General features: G+C 37.7%; 22 protein-coding genes. 15 read left to right on the forward strand and 7 right to left on the reverse strand.

Annotated elements, in window-relative coordinates:
* Window positions 1-7: 7 nt before the first annotated feature.
* Window positions 8-2,095, reverse strand: a complete 2,088-nt coding sequence (locus CDOMF_RS03360; protein ID WP_260952450.1) for a TonB-dependent receptor — start codon at window positions 2,093-2,095, stop codon at window positions 8-10.
* A 132-nt stretch (window positions 2,096-2,227) separates the two neighbouring features.
* Between CDOMF_RS03360 and CDOMF_RS03365 the strand changes: the two genes are divergently transcribed.
* Both CDOMF_RS03365 and CDOMF_RS03370 read left to right on the forward strand, forming a co-directional pair.
* Complete coding sequence (locus CDOMF_RS03365) at window positions 2,228-3,172, forward strand: helix-turn-helix domain-containing protein (protein ID WP_260952451.1); 945 nt, start codon at window positions 2,228-2,230, stop codon at window positions 3,170-3,172.
* Between the two features lie 51 nt (window positions 3,173-3,223).
* Window positions 3,224-3,433, forward strand: coding sequence for an alkylphosphonate utilization protein (locus CDOMF_RS03370; RefSeq protein WP_169942593.1), 210 nt, complete (start codon window positions 3,224-3,226; stop codon window positions 3,431-3,433).
* A 25-nt stretch (window positions 3,434-3,458) separates the two neighbouring features.
* Here the strand turns inward: CDOMF_RS03370 and CDOMF_RS03375 are convergent, their stop codons facing one another.
* Window positions 3,459-4,565, reverse strand: coding sequence for an FtsW/RodA/SpoVE family cell cycle protein (locus CDOMF_RS03375; RefSeq protein ID WP_260952452.1), 1,107 nt, complete (start codon window positions 4,563-4,565; stop codon window positions 3,459-3,461).
* A 45-nt stretch (window positions 4,566-4,610) separates the two neighbouring features.
* Here CDOMF_RS03375 and CDOMF_RS03380 point away from each other — a divergent pair, with 45 nt between their 5' ends.
* The 13 genes from CDOMF_RS03380 (at window position 4,611) to mnmC (ending at window position 19,490) form a co-directional block, all read left to right on the forward strand.
* Window positions 4,611-5,597, forward strand: coding sequence for an RluA family pseudouridine synthase (locus CDOMF_RS03380; protein WP_260952453.1), 987 nt, complete (start codon window positions 4,611-4,613; stop codon window positions 5,595-5,597).
* Complete coding sequence (locus CDOMF_RS03385) at window positions 5,527-6,744, forward strand: fibronectin type III domain-containing protein (RefSeq protein WP_260952454.1); 1,218 nt, start codon at window positions 5,527-5,529, stop codon at window positions 6,742-6,744. Before CDOMF_RS03380 ends, CDOMF_RS03385 begins: the two co-directional genes overlap by 71 nt.
* Window positions 6,744-7,925: a tRNA (guanosine(46)-N7)-methyltransferase TrmB gene (trmB, locus tag CDOMF_RS03390; protein ID WP_260952455.1), complete on the forward strand. Its 1,182-nt coding sequence runs from the start codon at window positions 6,744-6,746 to the stop codon at window positions 7,923-7,925. Before CDOMF_RS03385 ends, trmB begins: the two co-directional genes overlap by 1 nt.
* Window positions 7,909-8,580: a cell division ATP-binding protein FtsE gene (locus CDOMF_RS03395; protein ID WP_172128950.1), complete on the forward strand. Its 672-nt coding sequence runs from the start codon at window positions 7,909-7,911 to the stop codon at window positions 8,578-8,580. Before trmB ends, CDOMF_RS03395 begins: the two co-directional genes overlap by 17 nt.
* A complete protein-coding gene (locus CDOMF_RS03400; RefSeq protein WP_260952456.1) occupies window positions 8,567-9,382 on the forward strand; it encodes an FtsX-like permease family protein in 816 nt (271 codons plus the stop codon). Before CDOMF_RS03395 ends, CDOMF_RS03400 begins: the two co-directional genes overlap by 14 nt.
* Window positions 9,379-10,629 carry a murein hydrolase activator EnvC family protein gene (locus CDOMF_RS03405; protein WP_260952457.1) on the forward strand — a complete coding sequence of 417 codons (1,251 nt, stop codon included), beginning with the start codon at window positions 9,379-9,381 and terminating at the stop codon, window positions 10,627-10,629. The genes CDOMF_RS03400 and CDOMF_RS03405 overlap by 4 nt, the downstream gene beginning before the upstream one ends.
* 71 nt (window positions 10,630-10,700) lie before the next feature.
* A complete protein-coding gene (pyrH, locus tag CDOMF_RS03410; protein WP_169974179.1) occupies window positions 10,701-11,420 on the forward strand; it encodes a UMP kinase in 720 nt (239 codons plus the stop codon).
* 21 nt (window positions 11,421-11,441) lie between these two features.
* The gene (locus tag CDOMF_RS03415; protein ID WP_169974177.1) at window positions 11,442-11,660 is read left to right on the forward strand and encodes a DNA-directed RNA polymerase subunit omega; all 219 of its coding nucleotides are present in this window, start codon (window positions 11,442-11,444) and stop codon (window positions 11,658-11,660) included.
* A complete protein-coding gene (locus CDOMF_RS03420; protein WP_260952458.1) occupies window positions 11,644-13,827 on the forward strand; it encodes a RelA/SpoT family protein in 2,184 nt (727 codons plus the stop codon). The genes CDOMF_RS03415 and CDOMF_RS03420 overlap by 17 nt, the downstream gene beginning before the upstream one ends.
* A 16-nt stretch (window positions 13,828-13,843) precedes the next feature.
* Window positions 13,844-15,058: a tyrosine--tRNA ligase gene (gene tyrS, locus CDOMF_RS03425; protein WP_260952459.1), complete on the forward strand. Its 1,215-nt coding sequence runs from the start codon at window positions 13,844-13,846 to the stop codon at window positions 15,056-15,058.
* Complete coding sequence (locus CDOMF_RS03430; protein ID WP_260952460.1) at window positions 15,048-16,145, forward strand: nitronate monooxygenase; 1,098 nt, start codon at window positions 15,048-15,050, stop codon at window positions 16,143-16,145. Before tyrS ends, CDOMF_RS03430 begins: the two co-directional genes overlap by 11 nt.
* A gap of 16 nt (window positions 16,146-16,161) precedes the next feature.
* Window positions 16,162-17,619, forward strand: coding sequence for an N-acetylmuramoyl-L-alanine amidase family protein (locus tag CDOMF_RS03435; RefSeq protein ID WP_336296820.1), 1,458 nt, complete (start codon window positions 16,162-16,164; stop codon window positions 17,617-17,619).
* Window positions 17,616-19,490 carry a bifunctional tRNA (5-methylaminomethyl-2-thiouridine)(34)-methyltransferase MnmD/FAD-dependent 5-carboxymethylaminomethyl-2-thiouridine(34) oxidoreductase MnmC gene (mnmC, locus tag CDOMF_RS03440; RefSeq protein ID WP_260952462.1) on the forward strand — a complete coding sequence of 625 codons (1,875 nt, stop codon included), beginning with the start codon at window positions 17,616-17,618 and terminating at the stop codon, window positions 19,488-19,490. Before CDOMF_RS03435 ends, mnmC begins: the two co-directional genes overlap by 4 nt.
* A gap of 297 nt (window positions 19,491-19,787) precedes the next feature.
* Here the strand turns inward: mnmC and CDOMF_RS03445 are convergent, their stop codons facing one another.
* The 5 genes from CDOMF_RS03445 to aspS all read right to left on the reverse strand — a co-directional run bounded on the left by CDOMF_RS03445 (window position 19,788) and on the right by aspS (window position 23,611).
* Window positions 19,788-19,991 (reverse strand): hypothetical protein, encoded by a 204-nt coding sequence (locus tag CDOMF_RS03445; protein ID WP_260952463.1) that lies wholly within the window; start codon window positions 19,989-19,991, stop codon window positions 19,788-19,790.
* 37 nt (window positions 19,992-20,028) lie between these two features.
* A complete protein-coding gene (ppa, locus tag CDOMF_RS03450) occupies window positions 20,029-20,547 on the reverse strand; it encodes an inorganic diphosphatase (protein WP_170018520.1) in 519 nt (172 codons plus the stop codon).
* A 132-nt stretch (window positions 20,548-20,679) separates the two neighbouring features.
* A complete protein-coding gene (locus CDOMF_RS03455; RefSeq protein ID WP_260952464.1) occupies window positions 20,680-21,060 on the reverse strand; it encodes a YgiW/YdeI family stress tolerance OB fold protein in 381 nt (126 codons plus the stop codon).
* A 220-nt stretch (window positions 21,061-21,280) separates the two neighbouring features.
* Window positions 21,281-21,850, reverse strand: coding sequence for an adenylate kinase (locus tag CDOMF_RS03460; protein WP_260952465.1), 570 nt, complete (start codon window positions 21,848-21,850; stop codon window positions 21,281-21,283).
* Window positions 21,851-21,859: 9 nt separating this feature from the next.
* A complete protein-coding gene (gene aspS / locus CDOMF_RS03465; protein ID WP_260952466.1) occupies window positions 21,860-23,611 on the reverse strand; it encodes an aspartate--tRNA ligase in 1,752 nt (583 codons plus the stop codon).
* Window positions 23,612-23,693: the final 82 nt, after the last annotated feature.

Raw genomic sequence — 23,693 nt, forward strand, 5'->3', positions numbered from 1 at the left:
CCAAATTTTAAAAGCTATATTTAACTCCAAGCCCAAAAGTTCTGCCCTTATCATACTCTACAAGCACGCCGTAAGATCTATCAAAGACATTCATCGGATACTCTTTATCGGCTATGTTTTTAGTGTATAGATATACGTCGAAATTTTTCTTCATATAGCCTATCTTAGCGTCAGCGGTGAAGTAGCTTGCTCTAGCGACTGAGTTTTGAGGATCAAAGTATGTTTTTCCGATGACGTTACCGTCTATCCTTGCATATAGTCCAAACGGCGCATAATACGAAGCTCCAAGCGAGAATTTATACTCAGGGTTGTATTCGATTTTGTTGCCTTTGTTGTTTTTGCCGTTAGGGCTAATATAATTGCCGTATTTTGTTCTAAGTAAGCTTGCAGCCATGTTTATAGCAAGCTCTTTTGTGGCTCTTACTACGCCTTCTAGCTCAACGCCCATTGAGGTTGCCTTATCGGCGTTTCCTGTTATGAAATTTGCCGGATTTTTAGGATCGATCATGTAGATATGGGTATCTTTTATATCCATATAAAACGCAGCCGCTGAAAATCTAAAACTATCATAAGCTCCTTTTATGCCGATTTCGTAATTGTCGCTGGTTTGCGACTCAAATTTATTCTCGTCTTTTGTTCCTCCCATGGGAAATGAGTTAAATCCTCCCGCTAGATAGCCTTTGGCATACATCGCATAAATGCTAAGTTCATCTTGCAGAGCGTATTCAAGAGCTATCTTTGGTAGGAATTTGTTCCAGCTTGCATCGTTTTCAAGCGAGTAAAAAGGCGCAGTTTTACTTGAGCCGACGGGATACATATAGGTATCTACCTTGATATCTTTTTTGATCTTTTGATATCTTCCGCCAAGCGTTAGATCAAGCTTTGAAGTGATAGGATATATGGCTTGCGCGAAGATTGAAGCTGTTTTGCCGTTCATCTTTGCAGGCGCATCCATTTCCGTAGGCGTTCCCATCATCATAAACTGCATGCCCATTTTTTTTATATCTATCTTTTCGTTTTCAAAGAAAAGCCCGGCTATCCATCTTAAATTTTGCTCTTTATTGCTTGAGAGTCTAAATTCTTGAGATAAATTTTTAATTCTCATATCAGAAAACATGATTAGATTGTTGTTGTGCGGAAAATACTTGCTTCCCGCATCTAAATCGTAGTTGCTTGACTGATCTATCTTTTTATATGTGGTGATCGAGCTTAGATCTACTGTGTCAAAATTATAAGTAGCGTTTAAAGCTACAGAATTTGACTTTTCAAGAGAGTATGTTTCGCTTTCAAGCCTTGTTGTTTTGACATCGTCTCTTTTGAAGCTTTTAAATTTGTCATAAGGGATGACTATGCCGTCCGTGCCGTTAAATTTCTTGTAGTATCTATCTGCAAAAAGCTTAAAAGATAGCCTATCCGTAGGCATAAATTTCAAATTTAGCCCGAAGTTGTTAAGCTCTTTGCCGTTTGATTTCTTGCCTGTTATCTCGTCTGTGATCCAGCCTTGATCTTTGGACGCTGAGCCGTTTAGCCCAAGATATAGCACGTCATCTACAAGTGCGCCGTTTGCCTCAAAGGCGCCGATTCTGTATTTATATGAGCCGTACTCTGCGCCGACACTTCCGGACCACTCGTTGCTAGGCTCTTTTAAGACCACGTTTATAACGCCGCCGATAGAGTCTTTGCCGTAGATCGCACTTGACGGACCTTTTAGGATTTCGATTCTCTCTATGTTTGTGATAGGCACGTATGCTCCGAATTGATTACCGTGCGCTACGCCGTTTATGAAGATCGTGACAGGATTTGTTCTAGTAAATATCGAGCCGTTGAGTCCTCTTGTAAAAATTCCTCCGTGAAGCCCCGTTGTGGTTGATATACTAGGCACGCTTTTTAGCAGGTCTTCTATGGTTTTTATACCTTTTTCTTCTACTTCTATACCGTCAATCACGCTGATACTTTGTGGGATATCTTTTAGTTTTTCTTCTATTTTGTTTGCGGTTACTTTAACCTCGCCAAGAGATACGCTCTCTGCTGCAGAGATATATGGGCATGCCGCTAAAGAGATAACGGCTGCAACTTTTAGGTATTTAGCTTTCACTTTAACTCCTGATTGTAAAAATATTTAAGTTTCATTTTACTATAATGGGATAATTATTATCAATACAAAAATATCGCTAAAAGGATTAAAAGGTAGCGTTAATCGGATTATTTTCAAATTTGCGGAGAGACTATGAGCGAAAGCAGAAGGCTTGATAAATTTTTTGATGAATTTGAGTGCAGAGTTGAATTTGGCGAGGAGAAAAGATATAAAGAAATTTCATTTAAAGATGAAAATTTAAGCTGCGAACTTGAGTATTACGATACCGGAAGCGGACTTGGCTACTGCTCTTACGATATAAGATATAGCGAAAATTTAAGGTATCTCTCAAAGAAGAGCCCGCACTCCTTTTTATGCTTTAATGTTGGGCAGAGTGCAAACAGCCTAAGCTGGTCAAAAGATAGCCTTGTTTTAAAGCCGGGACAGCTGTGTATGGGCAGTATAAACGATAGTTTTATGGCGACAAGCAAGCATCAGGGCAAAAGCTACAAGAGCCAGTCGATAATAATTGAAAATTCTCTCATCAAAGAGCTGGGAATTTTTAAAATTTTGGGCAGAGATGATGAGTTTTGCGCTAGGATAACGGATGCCAATTTGACTCAAAATTTGATACTAAAAGAGCTTGCAAACTCTAAAATTTATAGCGGAAAGATGAGAGAAATTTTTATAGAGTCTAAAATTTTAGAGATGGTTTATAAAAGTTTTGCAGAGGCAAAGACTAAAGATAGCGACAAATTTAGATACAGCGAAGATGATTTGAAGCTGATACATAAAGCAAGAGAAATTTTGCTTAAAGATATACAAAATCCACCTACTATAAAAGAGCTTGCAACCCTTTGCGCTACGAACGAATTTAAGCTTAAAAACGGGTTTAAACACTGCTTTAACACGACGATTCATAGAGCTTTGCAAGATGAACGCCTCAAGATAGCTAAGAGTCTTCTTGAGCAAAACGATATAAACATAAAAGAGGCCGCAAAGATAGTCGGATATAGAAGTTTTGCGCATTTTACTAAGATATTTAAAGAGAAATTCGGCGTCTTGCCTATGGAAATTTTAAGAGGCGGTAAATTTTAGCTTTTATGGAAATTACCTGCTATAATGGCTGAAATTTTACAAGGAGAAAATATGCCAAAAGATGCAAACGGAACAGAATTAAACGCAGGAGATAACGTAACTCTCATCAAGGATCTTAAGGTAAAAGGTGCAGGCGCAACTCTTAAACGAGGAACAATGGCAAAAAACATTAAGCTAACTGGAAACGACAAGGAAGTTGAGTGCAAGATCGATAAAATGGGAGTTATCGTACTTAAGACTGAGTTTTTAAAGAAAGCATAAATTTAAGCCATGAATTTGGCTTAAATTAAAATTTTATCTTCACAAAGCGGTATGTCGGATCAAACCTAAATGTAAGCAAATTTTGCAAAATTCCAAATAGGCTTAAGAAGGTCACAAAGCTGCTTCCGCCGTAACTATAAAATGGTAGTGGCACACCCACAACAGGTGCAAAACCGATAGTCATCATGATATTTACGCTTACATAGATAAATATCAAAATTCCAATTCCGGTCGTGATAACCTGCGTAAAATAATCATCCTTAAGACCGTAGTTTAGGCTAAGCAGATGAGTGATTAAAAATCCGTAAAACATCATCAGCGTAAATGCCCCCAAAAAACCAAACCTTTCGATAGTATATGAAAAGATAAAATCACTAGTTGCAATTGGCAAAAATTTAAAGTGCGTTTGAGTGGCTTCATCTTTTGGTTTTCCGGTAAGTCCACCGCTTCCTATGGCGACTATGCTTTGGCGAACGTGATAGCTTGATTCTTCGCTTAAAAAATCATTGATTCTTTTTTTCTGATAGTCGTGCAAATTTTCATATATTAAAGGAGCCAATATGACTATACCGGCGGCTATGCTAAGCCATATTTTTTTATTTACCCCTATGATGAATAAAATCGCATATCCCATAATTATGAGGATCAAGGCAGTGCCAAGGTCAGGCTCTTTCATAATCAAAAATGCAGGTAGGATTATGTATATACTAAGTCTTAAAAAATCCTTGAGCCCATAACCGTTAATTCCCGGAGGGCGATGCTTTACTAGGTATGCCATCATAAGTAAAAACGATGGCTTCATTATCTCTGAGGGCTGAATAGTAAAATGCACAAAAGGGATTTCAAGCCAGCGTTTTGCGCCGAGTTTTGTTACTCCGAATAGATCCACGCTTATTAAAAGCGCTATACATAGCCAGTAAAATGCCGGTATTAGCCATTCAAGCCTTCTTATGGGAAGCAGGAAAAAAAATGTAAACGCGAGCAGTCCTATACTGAAATATATAAGCTGTTTATTTGATAGAATAGAATTTGCTTCCGAAACTAAAATATATGATAAAATTATAATAGGTAGTATCAAGATTGGTTGAACAAAGTCAAAATGAGTTAAAATTCGCCTATCAATTCTTATCAAATTTTCGCCTTTTTTAGCGGAATTATAACACCAAAAAGGAAACGGTTGAATCAAATATCTGTAAAAGAGAGTAAAGATATAGGCAAAAGAGTAGATCTATTTTTGTCTGAAGAGCTTAAAATCTCAAGAAATCAAATTTTAAATTTAATTAAAAATGGCTGTGTAAGCCTAAATTCAAAGCCCATATTAAAAGGCTCAGCTAAGCTTGGACTAGATGACGTTATAGATGTAAAAATTTTAGAATCAAATGATGAAAATTTAAATTTTAGTGCGGAATTTGAAGTGCCTACTTTATATGAAGATGATGATTTGATAGTGCTTAATAAGCCACCAAATTTAGTTGTTCACCCAGCTCCCAGCGTTAAAGAGGCTACGCTTGTAGACTGGCTTGGAAAAAAAGGCTTTTTACTATCTACTTTAAGCGGAGAGAGTAGAGCGGGCATTGTTCATAGGCTTGATAAGGGCACTAGCGGAGCTATAGTCGTGGCTAAAAACAACCGTTCACACGTAGCGCTTTCGGCTCAGTTAAGCGATAAGACAATGGGCAGAATTTATCTTGCGATTACTGATTTGCCACTTAAAGAGGAGTGTGTGATAGAGCGAAAAATAGGGAGAAATCCGAATAATCGTTTAAAAAAAGCTATTACAATTGACGGAAGAAGCGCTAAGAGTGCCTTTTTAAATTTGATTCAAGAGAGCGGAGTAAATTTAATAGCAGCTAAGCTTTTTACTGGCAGAACTCATCAGATCAGAGTTCATTTAGCCAGCATTAACCGCCATATTTTGGGCGATACTTTATATGGGTTTAAGAGCGAAAACGATAAAATAAAAAGAGTTATGCTCCACGCCTACGGGCTTTACTTCACTCATCCCAATACAGGTAAAAGGATGGAATTTGTAGCTCCGCTTTGGGATGACTTTAATGAAATTTTATTTAATAAATTTAATAAGGAGATAGTTGATGAAAAGATCGATTTTAAAAGGCTTGATGCTATCTTTGGCAGTTGTAATCACTGGCTGTGTCTCGCCTAGTACACCTACACAAATCAATTCAAATTTGCCCACTGTTACTAGTTTAAAAACTATTAGCGATATGACTGAAATAGGCTTTGAATGGACTCCTACCACCACAACAGATGTAGCAGGATACTATCTTTACAGATCAAATTCTAACGAAAACAGCAGTAAAATGAAGGTTGTAGCCGATATAAAAGATCGTTTTGCAAGTCATTATGTGGATTCAAATTTGGCTCCAGAGACTACATATTCATATGAGATGAGAACTTATAACGCAAACAAGCAAATTTCAAATCCAGGTGTAGTTATAAGTGTAAGTACTAGACCTCTTATAGAGTCGGTGCCTTTTTTAAGAGCTCTTACTAATTTGCCGGAGCGTGTGAAGTTAATATGGCGTCCGCATCCTGATTTAAGGGTTGTATCTTATATAGTGGAAAAAGCTGATATTGGTAAAGATAATTGGAGACAGATAGCAGAAATTAAAGGAAGGCTTCATGCCGAATATATCGATGATAGCGTAAAATCAGGCAGAGGGTATAAATATAGAGTTTTTGTAAAAACAAGCACGGGAGTTATATCTAAACCAAGCGAGATAGTTGATTCTACTACAAAACCCCTTCCAAACAAAGTTGTAAATATACAAGCTACTACAAATGCTCCAAAAAAGATTATTATCACATGGGATAGCGTGGCGAGCGAAGACTTTGGATACTACAAAATTTATAGCACTTCAAATAAATTTTTGCCATATACATATCTTGCTAAAACCAAAACAAATAGCTACGAGGATTTAATTAACGAAAATGGCGCTACAAGGCTATATAAGATTACTATTGTAGATAAAGACGGACTTGAGTCTAAAAAGCCCGATGAAGCCGTTACAGGATCAACTCTGGCGGCCATAGACGCTCCTATAATATCATCCATAGTAGCTGATAGTTCGGCTGTAAAAGTTCAGTGGAGCGGACCAAAGGAGGCTAGAAGCTATACTGTAATCAGGGAAGGCGGAGAAGGAGAGAGAAGATTTACAAATATAACCAATAATGAATTTATAGATACTGATGTCAATTATAGTCTAAAATATACATATAAAGTTATAGCTATAGACGAGTATGGCATAAGTTCTGATGAATCCCATAAAGCTATGGTAATTATAGAATAATGCCAAATTTTATAACTAAAAATTTAAAATCTTTAGCCTACCCGATTATTCAGGATGAGGTGGTTTTTGCATGGGAAGCAAGAGGCAGAAACTCTACTATTATCTATACTCAAAGTGGAATTGAAGAGTTTTTTGTGACTTTGAAAGAGCATAAAAATGGCTTTTTAGTAAAAGGCGATAAGATCACGAGACCTGCTCAAGTAGGGCTGCTGCAAAAGGCTTTGGTTAAATTTAAAGAGCTAAATTGCCAAGAAGTTTTAAGTGAGGCAATAGCTGTAAAAAAAACTCATTTAACGCAAAAAACTACTTATATTTCAGATACTAAAGAGCTTTTAAAAATTTTAAAAGAGCCAAGGCTATCTAAAATTTTTATAGAGATAGGATTTGGTTCCGGTAGACATCTACTCTGGCAAGCAGAAAAAAATCCTGATACTTTGGTTATAGGAATCGAAGTATATAAGCCATCAATAGAGCAGGTGGCAAAACTCGCAAAAAGTAAAAATTTAAACAATATAGTACTTATTAATAGCGATGCTAGGTTGCTTTTGTCTTTAATTGATTCAAATTTTATAGATAAGATTTTCCTTCACTTTCCTGTGCCCTGGGATGACGCTCCTCATAGGCGAGTAGTTTCTGAAAAATTTATAAAAGAGTGCGAAAGAACTCTTAAAATAGGCGGTAGATTCGAGCTTAGAAGTGATAGTAGAAATTATACAGAGTACACTATATCTCAGCTTTTAAATTTGCATAGCTCAAAACTTATTGTGGATAAAAATAAATATCTTAATGTTTCAAGTAAATATGAGGATAGATGGAAAAAACAGCTTAAAGACATATATGATGTAACTTTTGAGTGCGAAATAAAAAGCGAGCCCTTAAAAACACTTATCGAGATGAAATTTGATAGCAATTATGATGTTAAAGCCATATCAAAAAACTTTAAAAATATAACTATAAAAAAAGATGACTGCTTCTTGCATATTGAGGAGAAATTTGAGAAAAGCGAAGATGAAATTTTGCTTCGTATATCTTTTGGAGCATTTTCTCAGCCTGAGCAGTGCTATATCCTAATCACCCCTCAAAAGTGCGAATACTTTATAAAAAAGCCGCTTTTAACGAGAGAAAATTTAAATGCGCATTTCGCATTAAAGGAGTATTTGGCTAATGCAAAAGATTATTAGTTCTCATGGTCTTTCTCTCGGGTATAATCAAAATGAACTTATAGTCCAAAATGTGGATTTAGATATAAGCGCTAGTGATTTTGTGATAATAACAGGAAAAAGCGGTAGCGGTAAATCAACTATCGTTAAATCGCTTTACGGTGAGATTAAGCCATATTCCGGCTCTCTTGAGGTTTGTCTTGCTAATATGAACAATATAAGCCAAAAAAAACTTAGTGAAGTTAGGCAAAAAATTGGGATCATATTTCAAAATTACCGCCTGATAAATGAGTGGAGTGTCGAGAGGAACGTGATGCTGCCGCTTATGATAAAAGGGCTTGCGCATAATGTATGTAAAAATCAAGCTCATAAGCTGCTAAAGCATGTAAATTTACTGCATAAAGCTCATAAATTTCCTCTTGAGCTAAGCGGAGGAGAGCAGCAGCGAGTAGCGATGGCAAGGGCTTTAGCACATAATCCAAATTTGCTTTTATGCGATGAGCCTACTGGAAATTTAGATGACTATTCAAGCGATGTTATATGGTCGCTTTTACGCTCTGCAAGAGAGTTTTTAGGCACCTGCGTGGTAGTTGTAACTCATAAAATCCCGTCTACTTTAAGAGTGCATTATCGCCACTTCGTGATAGAAAACGGAGGCGTGCATGAGATCTCTTAAAAATCATTTCGGAGTTATCTTTCCTCTTATTGCTCTTCTTTTTTGTATCCAGTTTATAACTCTTGTGGGTAATGTCATAAAAGATTATGAAAAACTTATGAGTGAGGATTATAATATCATAGTAGTTAGCTCAAAAGATCTGAATAGCTCTAATATAAAGCCTTTGGTAAGTGATTTTGAATCCATCGAGAGATTGAGTACAAAATCGGTTTTAGATAGACTTTCTAAGGATATTTCAGCCAAAAATTTAAATATTTTACAGAATTCTTTACCTAAATTTTACTCCATTAAACTGCAAATTTTTCCAAGTGTTGAATATATGGAGGAGATTAAAGCAAAGCTTTTGAAAGTAAATGGCGTTAGTAGAGTGGAGACATTTTCAAAGACTCATAATAAGATTTATAAAATTTTAAATCTAATTAAAAAAATATCTGAAATTTTTTCTATTTTAATTGTTATTTTAGGACTTATGCTAGTGCTAAAACAGATGAGAATTTGGCTATACGAGCATAAGGAACGAATAGACATCATGACTCTCTTTGGCGCATCTTTTTGGCTAAAATCAGGAGTGCTATATAAGATGGCTGTAGTTGATTCTATTATTGCTACTATTATTGTTACCGTATTTTACTATTTGCTGCCTGATTTTAATGTTGTAAGTTTTATGATGGATGAGGTTGGTTTAAAAATTCCTAACGTGGACATAATATATGAAGGAGGTAGGCTACTTGCCATATCTTTGGCGCTTAGCATAATAGCAGTTTCTTTGGTTATGAGAGAGGCTAAAAAGAACAGCATATGAAAATTTTACTATTTTTATTATTTTTTTTAGGAGCATCATTTTGTGCTAGTACTGATGATAAAATTAAAGTGCAGACGTCATCTTTGCAACTTTCAAATCAAATAGCAAGTAAGCTAAATAAAAAATTAGATGACTTAGCTAAAGACATCAAGGATGGAGAGTCGGAACTAGAGAAAATAGATTCTAAAATGAAAGAGTTATTAGCTCAGATTGCTGAGCTTGAAAATAGAGCAAGCAGTGCAAATAGCGAGCTTAAAAAGCTAAATGAACAAAATAGCGAACTCTTGCAAAATCAAAGACTTATAGAGCAAAATATGATACGTATAATATCAGATCATTTTGCGTTTGATCTTATTGCACCAAAAGAGTATGAGGATAGCAACGAAAGCATAATCGCAACTGAAATTTTGGCTAATTTAAATAGCGTGATAAAAGATGATTTCAAAAATTTAGTTAAGGATTATGAAAAGACCACAAATTCAATCAAAGATCAAAATGATAAGATACAAAATATACAGGCTGATTTAAAAACTTATAAACAAAAGCGAACGGAGCTTGCGTTGCTTCAAAGTGAACAGTCTAAGACCGTGGCTAATTTAAAGCAAGATAGGCAGAGCTATTCTAAAAAATTATCTATGATTCAAGAGCAGCAAAAAGAGATAAGAAAGACTCTAGAGGAGCTTAAAATAGTCGCAAGACAAGAGATTGAAGAGGCAAAGAGGCTAGCGGAGCAAAAAGAAGCCGAAAAAACAAAAAAAGATAAAAAGCATAAAAAAGATAAAGATACTAAAGATGAAAAAAACAATGGTTCTGTTAAGCAAGTGGGCTCAAGCTATCAGGCAAGTTTGGTGAAAAAATATAGCGGAGAAAAGACGATAGCCCCTCTTGATAGCTTTACTGTTAAGCAAAAATTCGGAAACTATATCGATCCTATATATAATATTAAAATTTTTAATGAGTCCGTAGTGCTAAGCTCTCAAACCGCTGATGCAAAGGTAAAAAGCGTATTAAATGGCAAAGTTGTATTCGCAAAGGATACGGCTATGCTGGATAAGGTTGTAATTATAGAAAATGCAAACGGAATTCATACTATCTATGCACATCTTAGCCAAATAGCGCCTACTGTAAAAGTTGGCAAAAAGGTTCAAAAAGGCTATGTTATAGGACGAGTATCAAAAGATCTAACATTTGAAGTAACTCAAAAAAATTACCATATAGATCCGCTTGAAATGATAACCCTTAAATAGATATTTGAGATAAAAGATTAGCAGAATTTAAACACTTTTTTGCTAAAATGCTTGAATTTTAAGGAGAATTTATGGAGCGTAAAAAGCGAATTTTAGTCAAATTTTCGGGTGAGGCATTAGCTGGAGAGAGTGGGTTTGGTATAGATAATTTAGTTTTAAAATTTATCGCCAAGCAGATAAAAGAGCTTGTCGAAAACGGCGTTGAAGTAGGCATAGTTATAGGCGGCGGAAATATTATAAGAGGCGTGAGTGCCGCAAAAGACGGTATCATCAAACGCACAAGCGGCGATCATATGGGTATGCTTGCAACCGTTATAAACTCAATTGCCATGAGAGAGGCGCTTGAAAAATCGGGTCTAAGCGTTCGCGTTCAAAGCGCCATCAAGATGGAGGCGATTTGCGAAACATTTATCGTGGGACGTGCACAAAGACACCTTGAAAAAGGACGCGTGGTAATCTTTGCCGCAGGAACGGGAAATCCGTTTTTTACAACTGATACGGCGGCAACTTTAAGGGCTATCGAGATCGATTCGGATATGATTATCAAAGCCACGAAAGTTGATGGAGTTTATGATAAGGATCCGAAGAAATTTGACGATGCAAAACTGCTAAGAGAGCTTACTTACGAACTGGCAATGAACGACAACATCAAGGTTATGGACGATACAGCCATAGCGCTTGCTAAGGATAACAAACTGCCGATTTTAGTATGCAATATGTTTAAGGACGGAAATTTATTAAGCATTATTAAAGGTGATGAAAACGCACTTTGTTCGGTAGTAAAAAATTAAAATAAAGATTAAGGAGAAATAATGAGAATAGAAGAGGTGGCCGCGAAAGCATTAAAAACGGTTGAAGGTGATAGATATAAGCTATCTTTAGTAGTGGCAAAACGCGCAGAAGCTTTGGCTGCAGGAGCTAAAAGTTTGCTTGATAAAGATGTAAGCAAGATGAAATTTGCAGATATTGCACTTTGCGAAATTGCCGAAGGAAAAATTAGTCTAGAGGCTATCATTGAAACAGCAAAATAGCGGGATTTTTTTAGAACAACTCATTGAAGATATAGTTGTTTGTAAGGATGTAGCCGGTGCTAGAGATATTTTAGCCTCTCTTTGTAATATTACCCCAAACATAGAAAAGGCTATTAGCTGCTGTATAACATCTCATGCCGGGCAATTTAGAAAGAGCGGAGAGCCTTACGCGATACACCCTATATTGGTATCTTCTATCGTGGCTCATATGGGTGGTGATGAGAGTATGATAATATCTGCTATCTTGCACGATGTAGTGGAGGATACGGATTGCTCTACTGAGACTGTCAGAGAGGAATTTGGAGAAGAGGTAGCAAAGCTGGTAGAGGGACTTACTAAAATTGTAGCCATTAGGGAGGATAAGCTGGCCAGTTCTGAGTCAAACGAGCGTCTAGCAGCCTCTGCTATGACATTTCGTAAGATGCTTTTAGTGTCTATTGAAGATGTTCGTGTGCTTGTAGTAAAGCTTTGCGATAGACTTCATAATATGATAACCCTAGATGCTTTAAGACCCGAAAAGCAAAAGCGAATCGCAGAAGAGACTCTTATGGTTTATGCTCCTATTGCTCACAGACTAGGAATCTCTTCCATAAAAAATATACTTGAGGATATAAGTTTTAAATATGCACTTCCTGAAGAGTATAAAAAAATAGACAAATATGTAGATGAGCATAAGCAAGAGCTTCAGTTAAAGCTAAATTCGTTTATAGAAAAGATTAGTCAAATTTTACTTCAAAACGGTTTTAATGAAAGCAGTTTTGATATACAAAAGCGTGTAAAGCATCACTATTCCATCTATCTTAAGATGCAAAGAAAGGGAATATCCATAGAGGAGGTTTTAGATCTTCTTGCGGCTAGAATTTTAGTCAGAGAGCCTCATGATTGTTATTTGGCACTCGGGCTTTTACATATAAATTTTAACCCTCTTATATCAAGATTTAAGGACTATATCGCACTTCCTAAACAAAATGGATACCAAACTATTCATACTACAATTTTTGATAATAAAAGCATTTTTGAAGTCCAAATTCGCACCTTTGATATGCACAAGACCGCAGAATACGGAGTTGCAGCCCACTGGAAGTATAAAAGCGGAGGATTTTTAAATCCTAAGCTTGATTGGCTAAGTGATATCGGTATGCAAAACGAGAGTGAAAATAACCCTGAAGAGCTATATGAGTATGCAAAAGATAGCCTATACGTAGAGGATATTGCCGTTTATTCGCCAAAGGGAGATATTTTTACTCTGCCGCGCGGAGCTACTGCGCTTGATTATGCCTATGAGATTCACACCGAGATAGGACTGCATGCTAAAGAGGCTTATGTAAACCGCATTAGAGTTTCGCTTCTAACCGAGCTAAAAAATGGAGATATAGTAAATATTGTCACAGGAGACGAGCCAAAATATCGCTGCTCTTGGCTTGGAAGCGTAAAAACAGGCAAGGCAAAGGCTACCATAAGATCGCTTTGTAAGCAGAAAATCAAGGATATAAACAATATCGTCGCACTTGAAATTTTAAGTGGAATTTTTGGGGTATCTACTAATAGAATCCTTGTTTGGCTTGAGAGCGAAAAGATGACAAAAAGAGTATTTAGAGCCGCCTATGACTCCGTATACCTTCAAGATGTCGTAAATGCGCTTAAGAAATATATCAAAAAAGATCGTCCATTTGCTCTTGCTTTAACAGATAAATATCTTGTTAGAAAGCAGAAATTTGATCATATAGTTATCTATTCAAACCATAAAATAAGCAGTGTAGAGTTTGATTACTGTTGCAATCCAAAAAGAGGCGATGATATTATGGGCTTTAGAAATGATCATCACGTAACCGTTCACCATAAGCTATGTGAGCGTGCTATGAAGTTAGCCGAATATAAGAATGAGATGATTTTTGTAAAATGGACTAGAAATGCTCCTCATAGATATAAGATCATATTAAGTCTAGAAAATCGTCGCGGTTCTTTGGCGGAGTTTTTAACTTATTTGGCTAGATTACAGGTGGATCTGGTTACTATAACGCTTTCCGAGGCAAATGATATTGCAGCAGACGTATTTAATCTCACCATAGAGCTTAATGAGAATTTGGATGTGAATGATATTAAAGAGAGACTAAGGGATCGTTATAAGATAATGGAATTTGTATCTCTTGATGATGCGTATAATTAAAATTTAAGGAGAAGAAGTGGCTGATATTGCAAAAATTATAGACGAGATAAAAAAGGGTGTTGCAGAGATAATTGGCGAAGAGCAGGTTGTAGAGCTTGTAAAAAGATATTATGAAAAAGGCGAAAATTTTTATGTAAAAGCAGGCTTTGATCCTACTGCGCCAGACCTTCACCTAGGTCACTCCGTAGTGCTTACTAAGATGGCATTTCTTCAAAAGCATGGCGCTATAGTGCAGTTTTTGATAGGTGATTTTACCGGTCAAATAGGCGATCCAAGCGGTAAATCAGCCACTAGAAAGAAGCTTGACAAAGAGACTGTGGCTAAAAATGCCAAAACTTACGAAGAGCAGGTTTTTAAAATTTTAGATCCTAAAAAAACCGTAATAATGTTTAACTCAAAGTGGTGTAACGAGCTTGGAGCGGCAGGTATTGTTGAGCTAACAAGCACTTTTCCCGTGGCTAGAATGCTTGAGCGTGATGATTTCGAGAAGAGATTTAAGTCCGGTAGCTCCATATCCATAAGTGAGTTTTTATACCCTCTTTTACAAGGTTATGATAGCGTAGCTATGAAATGCGATATAGAGATGGGAGGAACAGACCAGAAATTTAACCTTCTAATGGGTAGAACTCTGCAAAGAATTTATAATATCGGAAAAGAGCAAGCGGTTATAATGATGCCGCTTCTTGAAGGGCTTGACGGCGTAAATAAGATGAGTAAAAGCTTGGGTAATTATATAGGAGTAACGGATAATGCAAATGATATGTTTGGTAAAATTTTAAGCATTAGCGATGATCTTATGTGGAGATACTATGAGCTTTTGAGTGATAAAAGTGTGGATGAGATAAAGAGTCTAAAAGATGATGTTGATAGTGGCAAAGCACATCCAAAGGCTGTAAAAGAGGCTCTTGCATTAGAAATAACGGCACGCTATCATGGCGAATCGGTTGCCAACGAGGCTAAGGCTGAATTTGACCGAGTTCATACTCAAAATCAAATTCCAGCAGAGCTTGAAGAATTTAATCTTAAGGCTCCAGTTTGGATAGTCGAGGCTTTGGTTCATTGTAAATTAAGCTCTACAAATTCTCAAGCAAGACGAGATATAAGTGCAAATGCGGTTAGTATAGATCAAAAGAAAATTTCCGATGAACAGTTAAAACTTAGCGTTGGAGAGTATATTTTACAAGTAGGCAAGAGAAAATTCGCAAAACTAAAGGTAGTAGATGGAGTTTAAATCGATAAAAATTGGAAAATATGAGATAAAGTACCCAATAATTCAAGGCGGAATGGGGCTTGGTATAAGTTGGGACAAGCTGGCTGGCAACGTAAGCTTGGAAGGAGGTCTAGGAGTAATAAGCTCTGTTGGTACCGGATATTATGAAAATAGAGCACATATAACCAAAGAGCTAAATTCAAAACCGCTTGGAAGTGAAAATTTCTATTCACGTGAGGGTCTTAAGGCTGTAATTGATAATGCTAGAAAAATTTGCGGAGATCTGCCTCTTGGAGTAAATATACTATATGCCAGCAACGATTATGCCAGAACCGTAAAAGATGCCTGCGAACACGGTATAAATATAATAATAAGTGGAGCAGGACTACCTACAAATTTGCCAGAATTCACACAAAATTTCAAAGACGTAGCATTAGTTCCGATAGTATCTTCCGCTAAAGCTCTTAAGATCATCTGCAAACGTTGGACAATGAGATATAACCGTCTTCCTGATGCTGTGATTTTAGAAGGACCTCTTAGCGGAGGACATCAAGGCTTTACATACGAGCAATGCCTAGATCCAGAGTATCAACTTGAAAATCTAATAAAACCTGTTAAAGATGAGATAAAAGAGTGGGGCGATTTTCCGCTTTTTGCGGCGGGCGGCATCTGGGATAAAGATGATATAAAAAGAGTCTGTGATCTCGGTGCTGACGGAGTGCAGATGGGAACGAGATTTATAGGTACTCACGAGTGCGATGCGAGCAAAGATTTTAAGGATGTGATATTGAATGCGAAAAAAGAGGATATCGAGCTTATTAAAAGTCCGGTTGGATATCCTGCACGCGGAGTAAGGACTAATTTATTAGACTTAGTGGATAAAAAGGCTGGTCCAAAGATAAGTTGTATCAGTAATTGTGTGGCGCCTTGTCAACGCGGCAAAGAGGCTAAAGAGGTCGGGTATTGTATAGCCGATAGGCTTTTTGACGCATTTTCAGGAGTTAAAGAAACCGGACTATTTTTTACTGGTGCAAATGGGTATAAGCTAAACGAGATAATCAGTGTAAAAGAGCTTTTTAAAAAACTAATACATGGCGAAAATAATTAGGGTTATTTTATTTTTTTTGTTTATTGCTACAGTGGGAATTTGCTCTACTTTTGATGCTAGGATAAAGAATTTTGACGATAAATTTCTAAAGGCAAATAAAACTATCAAGCTTGAACTCCATCAGGATATGAAGGGATTATATATAAAGTCCGTCATAGATAATGATGATAAAATCAGAGTCGAGATATTAAAAAGACTGATTGAAAGCTCAAAAGCATTAGGATTAGGCTCTAATCCGTATGAAAGAGAGCTGGAGTCATTAGTACAAGCGGCGCAAAAAGATAGTAAAAATAATAAAAAGTTACAAAAAGAGTCAAAGGGATCAAATCAGCCATTAATAACAGCTAAAGAAAATTACTCAAATAAATCAATTCAAATTCTAAAAGTTATCGAACATCCAAATGGCTTGGAGATAAAATTTAGTAGTCCTATTTTTGAAAGTAGTATAAAACATTTTAAACTGAATTCAAAAAACCATTTTAGAAATGTGTATGACTTAAACAGAGTCTGGATAAGTAAGCCTCAAGCTTTTAAAAATATAATATCTGATGAGATCAAGGTAAGCCAGTTTGATAAAAATACTATCAGAGTCGTATTTTCTCACAAAAAAGAGCAAAAAATAAATTTCAAAATAAAACAAAATTCTATATTTTTCGCGCTTGATAAAGTGGAATTGGAAAATTTAGCATCAAATTCAAAAAGTCAGCAAAAAACTGAACTTAAAGACGATAAGAGTAAAAAACAAAATTCTAATCTATCTAAAAAAATAGTTAAAACTAAGATTAGTACATCAAACAAGATCATAGTCCTTGACGCAGGACACGGCGGCGATGATCCCGGTGCGATAGGCGGCGCAAAACTTAAAGAGAAAAATATCGTCTTAAGCATAGCTCTTAAGGCGGGAGATGAGCTTAAAAAGCGTGGATACAAGGTGTATTACACCCGCACAAAGGATAAATTTATCAATCTTAGAAGCAGAACAAAGCTTGCAAACGATAAACTCGCCGATCTTTTCATATCCGTTCATGCAAATGCCGCGCCAAATAAAGAAAAAGGCGCTGTTATGCAGGGTATCGAGACGTTTTTCCTTTCTCCTGCAAGAAGCGAGCGCAGCAAAAACGTAGCCGCACTTGAAAACAAATCAGACATAGATGAGATGAATTTCTTCTCCAAACAGACCTTTTTAAACTTCTTAAACAGAGAAAAAATCATCGCTTCAAACAAGCTTGCCATAGACATTCAGCGAGAGGTGCTTGCACGCACTAAAAAGATAAATTCAAAGGTTGTTGATGGCGGAGTAAGAGAAGCGCCGTTTTGGGTTCTAGTAGGTGCGCTTATGCCTGCTGTCTTGCTTGAGGTGGGTTATATCTCGCATCCTGATGAGGGCAAGCTCATAGGCAAATCAAACTACCAAGATGCGATCGCTAAAGGTATCGCTGACGGTGTTGATGTCTATTTTGCAAATCAGCAATGAAAACAGCCAAAATTTCTTTTAAAGAGAGCATCGCATATAGCGAGGATTTTGGCGACATATACTTTAACAGCGACGATCCTGCAGGCGAGAGCAGATATGTGTTTGCTAGTGCGATTGATGAAATTTGGGATAGTAAGCAGAAATTTATCATCGCTGAAGCCGGCTTTGGAGCAGGGCTTAACTTTTTAACAACACTAGATAAATTCAAAAACTCAAGCAAATTTTTACATTACGTGAGTATCGAAGCAAATCCTATAAGCAAGGAAGATCTTGCTAAAATTTATGAAAATTTAGGCGTTTTTAACGAGCTTTCAAGTGAGCTTATAAGCAACTATCCTCCTCTTATACGAGGATTTCATCGGCTAAATTTTGCAAATTCACGTATCACGCTTGATCTGTGCTTTGGCAAGATAGATCAAATTTTGCCTGAGCTTGATTTTAAGGCTGATATCTGGTTTATGGATGGCTTTGCACCTAGCAAGAATTCCGATATGTGGAGCGATGAAGTCTTTAAAGAAGTTGCAAATTTAAGTAAATCTGGAGCCATTTTACGAACCTACTCTAGTGCTAAAGCCGTGCAAAATGCACTTGCTAAAAACGGTTTTAAAGTAAATTTACAAAAAGGCTTTGGCAAAAAGCGCGAGATGATAAGCGCCACCCTTGAAACCGCAAGCCACGACGTTAAAAATCCATGGTTTAGTAGATTTGATATCCAAAGTAGCGACAAAACTCCAAAGAGCGCGCTTATCATAGGTGGCGGAGTGGCAGGATGTGTGAGCGCTTATAAGCTAGCCGAGCTTGGCGTAAAGGTTACCATAGCTGAAAAATGCGAAGATATCGCTACAAACGGCTCGGGCAATCACTGTGGAATTTTGATGCCGCTTATCACAAAGCCTGAAGTAGAGCTTGGCAGGATGCACATGAACGCGTTTTTACAAGCGGTTAGGTTTTATAAAAAGACTATGCGCAAGGAAGAGTGCGAATTTAAGGGGTGCATAGACTATGCGCACGATGAAAAGCTTTTAGTAAGATTAGAAGAGTGGCTTAAATTTGATGATAAAAATGGAGTTTTTGATATAAATTTAAATAGTGCTCCTTATCCTAGTGCCTTTATAAAAGAAGGTGCCAAGGCTAGACCGCGTAAGATGTGCAAGGCGGCAAGCAAGTGCGCTGATATCTTGCTTGGATATGAGTTTGAGAGCTATGAGGTTTTACCTGATGGCAAGATCTCGGCGAAATTTAAAAACGGAAAAACCATCATTAGCGATATGCTTATCCTAGCTCTTGGTAGCGATAGTATGGAATTTTTTTCAAATTTTGACATGCAACTTAGCTCGGTTCGCGGGCAGATCACGCACATAAAAGAGTCCATAAAGACAAATTTGGCTTTTAGCACTAAAGGCTATGTCTGCCCTGAGGTTGATGGCGTGCAAGTTGTCGGTGCAACTTATGATAGAAATTTAAAACTTGATGAGCCTAGAAGCAGTGACGATGAGAAAAATTTAGCCGATATAGGTGAGTTTTTAGAAGGCAAGAAGCCTCAAATTTTAGGCTCAAAAGTGGGCTATAGAAGCTATAGTGGCGATAGATTTCCGATCATCGGAAGGCTTTATGATGAGGAGTTTTATAAGGATAGCTACAAAGCTCTTCTTTGGACGAAAAATAAGAGCGAAAATTTAAGCGCCAAATATATCCCAAACGTCTATATAAATACAGCTCACGGCTCGCGCGGACTATGCACTGCCGTGCTTGGGGCTGAGCTCATCTGCGATCTTGTGTTTGATCGCCCATTATGTGTAGAAAAGAGCCTTTTTGACGCGCTTCATCCTGCTAGATTTTTGATACGAAAGCTTAAAAAAGGCATTAAGTAGCTTTCTGAAATTTAAACGCAAATCAATTAGCGCTTTTTATCTTTATCAGCGCTTATAAAATAACTCGTTATAATAAATCCATGAAAAAGCTCTTTATCCTTGCTCTTATAATCCTGTTTTTTACCGCTTTTATCTCTATGTTTAGACCATCGATTCAAACTGAGCCAATTGGCGCAGCAGGTGGCGCACGAGTGATATTTTGGCTATCGATCTTATATATAATTTATCTAAGCGATCCTGGCAATATAAAAGGCATGATAAATTTCTTTAACAAAAACGATCTCGCGTTTGGATTGCTTATTTTGACGGATATTTATCTTGTTTGTAAGATTTGGATTGCTCTTTAAATTTGCCAAATCTGCTAGAATTTGAGTCCTCAAATTTCTTTGAAAATCCGCCATATTTTTGCGTTTTGCCTCCGTGCATATCTATGACGCCTCTTTCTTGAGAAGCGCCAAGTAATAAGGCGCAAGCAGTTAGTATAAGTAGTAGTTGTTTCAAATTTTACCTTTGAAAGCCCCAAATTTAGGGGCTTATATTATTTGTAGCTTGCTATGGCTTTATCTAAAATCGCTTTTGCTGTGTCCGCGCACTTAAACTCTTTTACTTTCACCCATTTGTTTGGCTCAAGCATTTTGTAAGTCTCAAAGAAATTTCTGATCTTGTTTAGTGTCGCTTCTGGAAGATCTTTGTAGCTTTTTATAGCGTCATATCTTGGATCTATCTTGCTAACCGGCACCGCAAGAAGTTTTTCGTCCATGCCTGCTTCATCTTCCATCACAAGAACTCCGATCAGGCGGCAAGGGATGACGCTGCCCGCTTGCAAAGGATACTCGTTAAGCACCAAGATATCGGCAGGATCGCCATCTTCTGCTAAGGTATTTGGCACGAAACCGTAGTTTGCAGGGTAAAACATCGCCGAATAAAGCACGCGATCGACGAAAACCGCACCGCTATCTTTGCAAATTTCATATTTTATGTTTGAGCCGTAAGGTATCTCGATAACGGCATTGATCTTATCAGGGTTTGAGCCTGCTTTGATTTTTGATATATCCATGTTTGCTCCTTGTTTTATGTGAGTGTGATTATACTTATTTGCGGCTTTTATTTAAGTTAAATTTGAGTTGTGACACGGCTACCGCTTGATAGCCGTGCGGGTGAGTATGAGATGGATTAAAAGTAGGTAAAATTATTTGATTATCTCGACAGATTTTACGTCGATAGTTGTTTTCATGAGGTCTTTATCGACTTTTCCCGTGATTCTTATAGGTGTGTTTTCATCTACGGTTACGCCTTTCCAGACGTGGTTATCTATCTCGATTTCGATTGTATCGCCGCTTCTGCCGACAAATTCATAATCATCTGATCTGATTTGAGATTTGATCTTGCCTTCAAGTATGACCGGCGCACCGTCTCTCATATTAAGAGCCTCTTTGATAGTGACTAAAGTCGCACTTCCTTTGCCTGTGAAGCCGCCTTGGTTTTGTGCGGCGTTGTTGGTGCCAGTAAATCCTCCGCTTGCTAAAAGCGAGCCTGCAAGAAGAGCTGATAGTGTAAGTTTTTTAAGCATTTTGTATCCTTTAAAATTTTGATTTTGTTTTTTTAAGCTCCGCTAAATAGAGCAGCCTGATAACTTGGTTTTATAACTTGCTATGAAGTTTGTTATAAACTGAAGCGAATTGTAATGCGAAATTGTTAATTAAAAGTTAAGGGGTAATACTGCTTAAAAAAGAGGAAATTTGCCACATTTTGCGCTATTTGCAAAGCGTGGCAAATCAAATTTGTGTAGGTTACAGAAGCGAATTTATCAAATTTCTCATATCTGTTACGATCTCATCGATCGTTCTTTCGCCGTTTATCTCGTGAAGCAAATTTTTGCCTGAGTAAAATTTGCGGATCGCGCCGATTGGCTCAAGATATACTTTCATTCTGTTGTTAAATACTTCGTTGTTATCATCTGCGCCTCTTGCACGTCCAAGCACACGCTCTCTAGCCACATCTTCGCTAACATCCACTTCGATGACGCCTTTTAGCGAGATCTCGTTTTGAGCGGATAAAACTTTATCAAGTTCAGTCATCTGCTCAATGCTTCTAGGGTATCCATCAAGCACGACATTTGGCGTTTTTGAGCTTTTGATGGCGCTTATTATCGCATTTACAACCACTTCAAGAGGGACTAAATTTCCTTTTGAGATGTAGCTGTCGATGAGTTTGCCTAGCTCGCTTCCGCTTGCAACCTCTGCACGAAGCAGATCGCCTGTGGAGTAGTGAGTAAAGCTATCATCGCCTTTTGTGATCAAATTTGCGTCTGTTGTTTTGCCGCTTCCCGGTGCTCCGATTATCAAAAATAGTTTTTTCATCAAATTTCCTTAATTAGTTTTTTCTCTTAGACGAAGTCCTAGCTCGCGAAGTTGTTCAGAGCTTGCCTCGCTAGGCGCTTTTGTCATAGGGCATTGCGCGCGCTGTGTTTTAGGGAATGCGATCACATCGCGAATACTGGTTGATTTGGTTGCCAGCATCACAAGGCGGTCAAATCCTATCGCGATACCACCATGCGGCGGCGCTCCAAAGCTAAGCGCGTCAAGTAAGAAGCCAAATTTCTCTCTTTGCTCCGCTTCGTCTATGCCAAGAAGTTTAAATACCTTTTGCTGAACGTCGTTTTTGTGGATTCTCACACTTCCTCCGCCTAGCTCAAAGCCGTTTAACACAACGTCGTGAGCGACTGAAAGGATGTCTTCTAAATCCTCTTCGTCTATATTTTTAGGGCATGTGAATGGGTGGTGCATCGCAGAGTAGCTTCCGTCGTCGTTTTGCTCAAACATAGGGAAGTCTAGCACCCATAAAAACTCCATTCTGTCTTGATCGATGATACCCATTTGCTCAGCTAGGAAAATTCTAAATCTTCCCATATAATCAAGCACTATCTTTTTCTTTCCTGCGCCGAAAAATACTACGTCGCCAAGCTTTAGCTCGCATCTATCAACTATCTCTTGCAGGTCTTTTTCTTCAAAGAATTTGCAAAGCGGACCTTTTAATCCGTCCTCTTTCATCTGGAAGTATCCTAGTCCTTGAGCTCCGAATTTGCACACGAACTCTTCAAACCTATTCATCTCGCGCTTGCTAAATATATTATCTCCGTTTGGCACTTTAAGCGCTTTTATGCGGTTTTTCTTAGGATCTTTTGCAATATTTGCAAAAATTTCATTTGACGAGCGAGCAAATATGTCAATCACATCAACCATAGCTAGATCGTAGCGAAGATCAGGCTTATCTGAGCCGTATTTCTCGGTAGCCTCTTTATAACTCATACGTCTAAATGGAGTTTTTATATCATATCCGCAAGCTGCAAATATATCTTTTAGCACCTCTTCAGCCATATTTAGGATATCTTCTTGCTCGATAAAGCTCATCTCGATATCGATCTGCGTAAATTCAGGCTGACGATCAGCGCGCAAATCCTCATCTCTAAAGCATTTTGCTATCTGAAAGTATTTATCAAAGCCAGAGCACATTAAAAGTTGCTTAAACAGCTGCGGGCTTTGCGGAAGCGCATAAAACTGCCCGGGATACACGCGGCTTGGTACTAGATAGTCTCTTGCGCCCTCAGGTGTAGCGCGAGTTAAAATCGGAGTTTCAAACTCTATAAAGCCAAGGCGATCAAGCGAATTTCTAGCGGCGATCGCAGCCTTTGAGCGCATTTTAAAGATATTTTGCAAGCGCTCGTTTCTTAAGTCTAAAAAGCGGTATTTAAGCCTGATGTCCTCATTTACCGAGTTGTCGTTGATCATAAACGGAAGCGGTTCGCTTGGATTTTCTACCGTCACTTCGCTTACTACCACTTCGATCTCGCCTGTCTTTAGCCTAGGATTTACAAGCCCTTCGCCACGCGCTCTTATCTTGCCTTTGATTCTTAAAACATACTCATCACGCACTTTTGAGGCGACTTCATGAGCGCTTACGCTATCAGCAGGATCGCAAACCAGCTGGATTAGCCCAGTCCTATCTCTTAAGTCGATGAAGATAACTCCGCCGTGATCTCTATAGGTATTTACCCAGCCGCAAAGATCGACTTCTTTGCCGATGTCCGCCGCACTAAGCTCTGCACAATAATGGCTTCGCATTAGATACTCCTTAAATTTCGTTTTGAAAGCTTGATTATACTCCAATTTTGCTTTTGCCGAGCTTTTAAACCAAAATATGCTA

Source organism: Campylobacter sp. RM16187 (genome assembly GCF_025319965.1).
Lineage (GTDB): Bacteria > Campylobacterota > Campylobacteria > Campylobacterales > Campylobacteraceae > Campylobacter_A.

What these genes read in the sequence shown, in the direction of transcription:
- CDOMF_RS03395 (WP_172128950.1), top strand. Translation starts at nt 7,909, where the DNA reads ATGCAAAAGATTATTAGTTCTCATGGTCTTTCTCTCGGGTATAATCAA.
- CDOMF_RS03385 (WP_260952454.1), top strand. Translation starts at nt 5,527, where the DNA reads ATGAAAAGATCGATTTTAAAAGGCTTGATGCTATCTTTGGCAGTTGTA.
- CDOMF_RS03400 (WP_260952456.1), top strand. Translation starts at nt 8,567, where the DNA reads ATGAGATCTCTTAAAAATCATTTCGGAGTTATCTTTCCTCTTATTGCT.
- CDOMF_RS03405 (WP_260952457.1), top strand. Translation starts at nt 9,379, where the DNA reads ATGAAAATTTTACTATTTTTATTATTTTTTTTAGGAGCATCATTTTGT.
- CDOMF_RS03415 (WP_169974177.1), top strand. Translation starts at nt 11,442, where the DNA reads ATGAGAATAGAAGAGGTGGCCGCGAAAGCATTAAAAACGGTTGAAGGT.
- CDOMF_RS03460 (WP_260952465.1), bottom strand. Translation starts at nt 21,850, where the DNA reads ATGAAAAAACTATTTTTGATAATCGGAGCACCGGGAAGCGGCAAAACA.
- CDOMF_RS03365 (WP_260952451.1), top strand. Translation starts at nt 2,228, where the DNA reads ATGAGCGAAAGCAGAAGGCTTGATAAATTTTTTGATGAATTTGAGTGC.
- CDOMF_RS03430 (WP_260952460.1), top strand. Translation starts at nt 15,048, where the DNA reads ATGGAGTTTAAATCGATAAAAATTGGAAAATATGAGATAAAGTACCCA.
- CDOMF_RS03455 (WP_260952464.1), bottom strand. Translation starts at nt 21,060, where the DNA reads ATGCTTAAAAAACTTACACTATCAGCTCTTCTTGCAGGCTCGCTTTTA.
- pyrH (WP_169974179.1), top strand. Translation starts at nt 10,701, where the DNA reads ATGGAGCGTAAAAAGCGAATTTTAGTCAAATTTTCGGGTGAGGCATTA.
- aspS (WP_260952466.1), bottom strand. Translation starts at nt 23,611, where the DNA reads ATGCGAAGCCATTATTGTGCAGAGCTTAGTGCGGCGGACATCGGCAAA.
- mnmC (WP_260952462.1), top strand. Translation starts at nt 17,616, where the DNA reads ATGAAAACAGCCAAAATTTCTTTTAAAGAGAGCATCGCATATAGCGAG.
- trmB (WP_260952455.1), top strand. Translation starts at nt 6,744, where the DNA reads ATGCCAAATTTTATAACTAAAAATTTAAAATCTTTAGCCTACCCGATT.
- ppa (WP_170018520.1), bottom strand. Translation starts at nt 20,547, where the DNA reads ATGGATATATCAAAAATCAAAGCAGGCTCAAACCCTGATAAGATCAAT.
- CDOMF_RS03370 (WP_169942593.1), top strand. Translation starts at nt 3,224, where the DNA reads ATGCCAAAAGATGCAAACGGAACAGAATTAAACGCAGGAGATAACGTA.